Raw genomic sequence first — 2,479 nt, 5'->3', positions numbered from 1 at the left:
AGGTAAGATCAACCATTTAATCCGCTTACCCCTAATAATCACATAGAGAAAGCAGCATGACGATCACACCCGAACTTATCGCAGCATACAAATCGACCGATTTTGAAGTGCAGACGCCGGAAGCCAACATCGTTCTGAGGGCTGACCAGACAAACCCGGAGTTTGATAAATTCTTGCAGAGTCGAGACGCTGCAACTTCCGTCGTTATCACCGCATGGAATCCATGGAGCGAGCCTCGGTCTCGGGAGGAGAACGAGGAAGCTCAACGTATCATGGAAGACCAAATGAGGAATGCGGGATTCGTTCTGTTGCCCGCAGCCGGGGTTGACCCAACTGGAGACTGGGAGCCAGAACAGTCATTCTGCGCACTTGGGATGACAGAGGAAGAAGGCATTTTATGGGGCACTCGCTTTCAGCAGAATGCTGTCATTACTCATGAAAAAGGCAGAGCGAGCAAATTATGCCTCTGCCATCCATAACTCCTAAACGAGGGCGGCCTGCTCAGGGTCATATCTCAATTCAGTGATTGAACCATTTATTATTAGCGCTACCGCCTCATCAATGACATGCAAAGGCACAAGAAACCACTCTTTTGGCTTCACAGGGTGGCCAAAGCGGTCATTTATGGTGAGTTCGATTTGAGCTGCCGCGAAGATCTGATGAAGCATTTTTTCTAGCTTTATACGGTTAACGCCCGCCAACTTGTAACTGGCCACCACTTCAACATCAGCAAGTAGATAAGTTGCATCGCGTGCTGCATTGGCGATACGCGATTCCACCTTTCCACCGGTGACCCCGATCTTGTGGATCAGCTCCCTATGCTCAGAAACGAAGGGGTGTTTGGAGTGACTGCGTAGCACATAAATGGTGCCGCTTTCGAGGTCATCTTCCTCTAAGGTGCTCCCAAACAGTGGCCCGGCATCTGGCTCAGTGATACGGCGGCTGGTTTCATCCTTGTACAAGGCGCGCACCAGCGAAAGGCGCAGCAAATTGCTTTCCGTGCCATTAGAAAAAATCACGCGAAGACGCGCATCCTTCTTCCCCTGCGGTGAATCAAAATCTTCACCCACATCGGCCACATAGGCAGTTTGTCCATCAAGAATGAACCACTGATGCAACTCGATGGTGGCATTTTTGCCGAATCGGCGCGTTGTCCTCTGCCCGCTTTTAAGCTCGCTTTCCACCAGCTCAAACAGGGGTTTAAAGGTGGCAAAGTCTTCACATCGCTCTCTGTTTGCGATTTCCTCGGCGGCCCGTTTTTCAGCGCTTGAGCGAACGTGACGCAGCTCACTAATGTCATCGGATGTTGCTGCCACCTCCAATTCGGCAAGGAGCTCATCATCACTCATCGTCTCTGCCGGTTCTGCCGGGCCTGCAGAAGCCCCACTCAATAGCCCCTGATGATCCAGCGACGAAAGCAACTCCTGGCACTCCTCCAATGCGCGAAGGCGGTCCAGCCGCACGGCATACAGGCGCTCGAAGATATCCTTGTCCTCACCATGCTGGGGATGACTGCCATGTTGCTCGACAAAGCGCTGGATTTCCTCGAAACCCGCAATAATTCTTTCTTCGCGCGGAGTCAGCTTCCTGGCTTTCTTGGCCTCGACTTCGACTCCCAGCTCAGCCAGTAACGCATCATCATCTTCGGTAAAACCCTTAGCATTTCTAGCCATTGTTGGCCTCCGCTTTCATGCGGGCAAGGAAGGCCACGCCTTCAGCCATACGTCTTTCCCAGGGATCGGATGCAGCGAGATCCGGCAAACGGCCACGCTCTTGCTTGAACTTCAGTGCGCGCCTGGCCAAGTCACGGGCTTCTTCCGGCGTTAGACTGATACGCTTGGCCGAAATTGCCGCAGCCACCTGCTTCAAGCTGTCCTCGCTCATGGTCTTGGCCAGAATCGCGTAGGCTTCACTGAAAGGGTTGATTCGGTCAATCAGATCAATATCCAGCTCGCGCACATCCATGGCGAATTTACGAACACCGGCAATCAGGGCGGTGTTCGGCTTGATACCACCGCTCTCGTCTCCGCCGCCCCCTGTAAGCTCTTTCTTGGCCTGCTGTGTAAGGTTCAACGCTGCAATGGCATGCTGGCGAACAGCTTCCTGGTCCGCCTCATCAAGTTCAGGGTATTTCTCCTTGATGATTTTGCCCATGCGCACCTGAGTAAGCTCCTCCGGGATGGTTTCTTCGTCAAACAAGCCCTTCTCCACAGTTGGCTTGTCCTGGACAAAGCTGGCAATCACCTCATTCAGGTCTTGCTGACAGATACGGGTAGCCTCTTCACTTTTGGGTTCAGCCAGCCCTTTGATTTCAATCTGGAACTGCCCGGTTTCCTCGTTAACGCCCACATTGCATTTTTTCGGGTCGTAGCCACCTTCACCGTAATCAAAGCCCTCCTGCGGGCCACTGGTGGGGTTTTTCGGCTTGAACTCAAAGCGCGGAGCCAACTGTAGTGGTCAAGTGTTTTAGGCCACCGTC

General features: G+C 52.9%; 3 protein-coding genes. 1 reads left to right on the top strand and 2 read right to left on the bottom strand.

Features of this window, described 5'->3' with window-relative positions:
• The first annotated feature begins 56 nt into the window (after nt 1-56).
• Nucleotides 57-479: a DUF3293 domain-containing protein gene (locus tag A11A3_RS17055; protein ID WP_008930579.1), complete on the top strand. Its 423-nt coding sequence runs from the start codon at nt 57-59 to the stop codon at nt 477-479.
• Between the two features lie 3 nt (nt 480-482).
• Here the strand turns inward: A11A3_RS17055 and A11A3_RS17050 are convergent, their stop codons facing one another.
• Together A11A3_RS17050 and A11A3_RS17045 are read right to left on the bottom strand one after the other, a co-directional pair.
• Entirely contained in the window at nt 483-1,673 is a 1,191-nt protein-coding gene (locus A11A3_RS17050; protein WP_008930578.1) for a GIY-YIG nuclease family protein, read from the bottom strand.
• Nucleotides 1,666-2,448: a hypothetical protein gene (locus tag A11A3_RS17045; RefSeq protein ID WP_008930577.1), complete on the bottom strand. Its 783-nt coding sequence runs from the start codon at nt 2,446-2,448 to the stop codon at nt 1,666-1,668. The genes A11A3_RS17050 and A11A3_RS17045 overlap by 8 nt, the downstream gene beginning before the upstream one ends.
• Between the last annotated feature and the right edge of the window lie 31 nt (nt 2,449-2,479).

Origin of the sequence: Alcanivorax hongdengensis A-11-3, assembly GCF_000300995.1 — a bacterium.
Taxonomy (GTDB): domain Bacteria; phylum Pseudomonadota; class Gammaproteobacteria; order Pseudomonadales; family Alcanivoracaceae; genus Alcanivorax; species Alcanivorax hongdengensis.
This window is presented reverse-complemented; position numbering and strand designations above follow the sequence as displayed.